The organism is Nonomuraea turkmeniaca (assembly GCF_005889735.1).
Classification (GTDB): domain Bacteria; phylum Actinomycetota; class Actinomycetes; order Streptosporangiales; family Streptosporangiaceae; genus Nonomuraea; species Nonomuraea turkmeniaca.
This window is the reverse complement of record NZ_VCKY01000482.1, coordinates 1-2,638: the sequence shown is the minus strand read 5'-3', so window position 1 is coordinate 2,638 and position 2,638 is coordinate 1. Positions and strand designations below refer to the sequence as shown.

The window sequence follows — 2,638 nt, the reverse complement described above, 5'->3', positions numbered from 1 at the left end:
ACCCGGACGTCGGGGGCGCCGTCGGGCCCCGGCACGTGCCGGTCCTCGATCACCACGTCGGCGTCCGCCGGAGGCGCGGCCGCCAGGAACGCGTTGATCTGCGCCCTGACCCCGTCGAGCTCCTCGTGTGGATCGCAGCCGCAGTGCCGGCCGCCATCGTCGTGGGGGTGGTGGTCTGGTGGCTTCGCCGTGACCCGGTCGGCGGTGACGCCGGCGGCGGCTTCGAGGCCGAGCGGACGTGGGACTGGGAGCTGAGCCTCACGCCCGAGGCCGAGGCCGCGTTCATGGAGGGCCTGCGGGCCTACCACGACGCGGGGAACGCCCTGCGCCTGGTGGGGGAGCACGGCGTGCTCACGACGTACGGCCCGCCGCGGCTGATCTCCCTGCACCTGCTCGCCGACGGCTTCGCCGCCCTGGGCGACGCCGCGATGCACGATCCGCACGGCACGGTCGCCGCCATGATGGCGCGGTTCGCGGCCGCCGAGCGGCCCGGGGTGCTGCACCTGCGGCCGGAGTGGCCGGCCGGCGAGGTGGACGGCATGGACCAGGCGGCCTTCGCCGACGCCGTACGGGCGATCGTGTGCCCGCCCGGGACCAAGGGCGTCCACGACCTGGGCGCGCTGCGGGTCACCGTGACAGGCGAGCAGGCGGCCGGCGCCGTGGGAACGTGCCAGACCAACACGATGCTGCTGGACCTGGCCCGCGTGCTCGACCTCTACCAGGAGGCCCGCGAGAAGCAGCCCGGCGTCGCGGCGGACGAGCTGCTGCGCGAGGTCCTGTCCGGCGTGATCGCGGCCGGCGGGCCGGGCCTGACCTGGGTACGGCCGCCCACTCCCGAGGAGCGCCGCATCGTTACGCGTTGACCTCGGCGCGGCCGTGCCGCCAGTAGCCCATGAACGCCACCGCCCGCCGGTCCATGCCCCGCTCGGCCACCAGGTGCCTGCGCAAGGTCTTGATCACCGCCGCCTCGCCGGCCAGCCACGCGTACAGCGAGTCCGCCGCGTCCTCCTCCGGCACCTCCCACAGCTCCTCGGCGTCGACGTCCACGTCGTCGAAGGCCTCGGGCACCGGCAGCGGCGGCAGCAGCCGGTCGGCGGCGGCCCGCACGGCGGGGACGAGCAGGTCGCCGCGCTCGGCGCCGTTCCTGGCCAGCCAGCCGACCTTGACCGAGCAGGCGGTCTCGACGGGCAGGAAGTCGTCCTCGCACGGGACCTCCATGAGGACCTCGCCCACGACCCCGGCGGGCAGGCGTTCGAGCACGGAGCAGATCGCGGGCACGGCCGTCTCGTCGCCGGCGATGAGCACGGTCCTGCTCCCCGCCGGCGGCCGGAACTCCAGGCCGCCGTGCCACCCGTCGTAACGGGCGTCGGGGCCCAGGAGGACGGCCTTGTCGCCGGGCCGCGCCCGCTCCGCCCAGCGGGCCACCGGGCCGTCGCCGCCGGGGTGCATGACCACGTCGACGTCCACCTCGCCGGCCTCCCGCCGTACCTGCCTGGCGGTGTACGTGCGCATCGGGTTGCGCTTGTCGTCGTCCAGCCCTCGCCACCGCGTGAACCAGTCCGGGCCGGTCGGCAGGTGGGCCAGGCCGTGCTCGGGCACCGGCAGGATGAGCTTGATGCGCTGGTCGAAGCCGTTGTCGGCGAAGTGATGGAGCTCCTCTCCGGTGAACGTCACCCGCAGGAACGACGGGCTGAGGCGCTGCAGCCGACCGACCTGAACGTGGAACATGTGAAAGGGCTGGCTCATCCCGACCTCTCCATCGATATTAGGTGAGCCTAACCTAAACGATCGCGCGCAAGATGGCCAGCGCGGGGTCCTAGCCGGGGCATCACCGCGTCAGTGCAGGTGGGGCGTGGGTCTCACCGGCGGGCAAGCGGCGTTGTGATGAAAGTTTCACCGCGCGTTGACAGCGGGAAAGCGCTTACCTATGTTGTGGCGTGTTCGCTCACACGTATGGCAGCCACATATGTGAACGATTGCTCGCTGGGGGGACTCTACGTCGCGGGCCGGTTCCGGCCTGCTCGGGCCAGCAAGGAGCTTGAATCGTGCGACAGAGAATCAACGGCAGAACGGCCGCGGTCATCGCCGGCGTCCTCGCCCTCACCGGCACGGCCATCGCCGGCGTCGCGGCGGCCTCGTCCGCGGCCGCCGCACCGGCGCCGGGAGCGTACACCGTGGTCAACAACGCCAGCGGCCTGTGCCTCACCGTGCCGGGGGCCACCTCGTCCGACGCCGTCCAGCTCACCCAGACCGGCTGCGGCGGCTCCGGCCAGACCTGGAACCTGGCCGCGGCCGGCAGCGGCTACACGCTCAAGGCCGCCCACAGCGGCAAGTGCGCCGGCGTACGGGACGCCAGCACCTCCGCGGGCAAGCCGGTGCAGCAGGAGAGCTGCACCGGCGCGACGTCGCAGACGTGGACGCTGCCCGAGTCGGGCAGCACCGTCAGGGTCGTCAACGCCAACGGCGGCAAGTGCCTCAACACCAAGGACAACGCGACCTCGTCGGGCGCCCTGGTGCAGACGAACTCCTGCGACTCCGTCGCGACCAAGCAGTGGCGGCTCGTGCCCGCAGGCGGCGGCACCCCCGGTCCCGACCCGACCCCCACCGTGACGACGCCGCCTCCCGGCGGCAACCCGAC

Annotated in this window: 3 protein-coding genes; 2 read left to right on the top strand and 1 reads right to left on the bottom strand. The window is 73.2% G+C overall.

Features of this window, described 5'->3' with window-relative positions; genetic code table 11:
* The coding region (locus tag ETD86_RS56525) for a hypothetical protein (RefSeq protein WP_170223809.1) at positions 1 to 863 on the top strand (863 nt) is incomplete at its 5' end.
* Here ETD86_RS56525 and ETD86_RS53805 read toward each other — a convergent pair.
* On the bottom strand, positions 853 to 1,746 hold the full coding sequence (locus ETD86_RS53805; RefSeq protein WP_138674303.1) for a siderophore-interacting protein: 894 nt from the start codon (positions 1,744 to 1,746) through the stop codon (positions 853 to 855). The two genes, ETD86_RS56525 and ETD86_RS53805, sit on opposite strands and share 11 nt — an antisense overlap.
* A 299-nt stretch (positions 1,747 to 2,045) precedes the next feature.
* Here ETD86_RS53805 and ETD86_RS53800 point away from each other — a divergent pair.
* On the top strand, positions 2,046 to 2,638 hold a 593-nt coding region (locus tag ETD86_RS53800; protein ID WP_170223808.1), incomplete at its 3' end, for an RICIN domain-containing protein.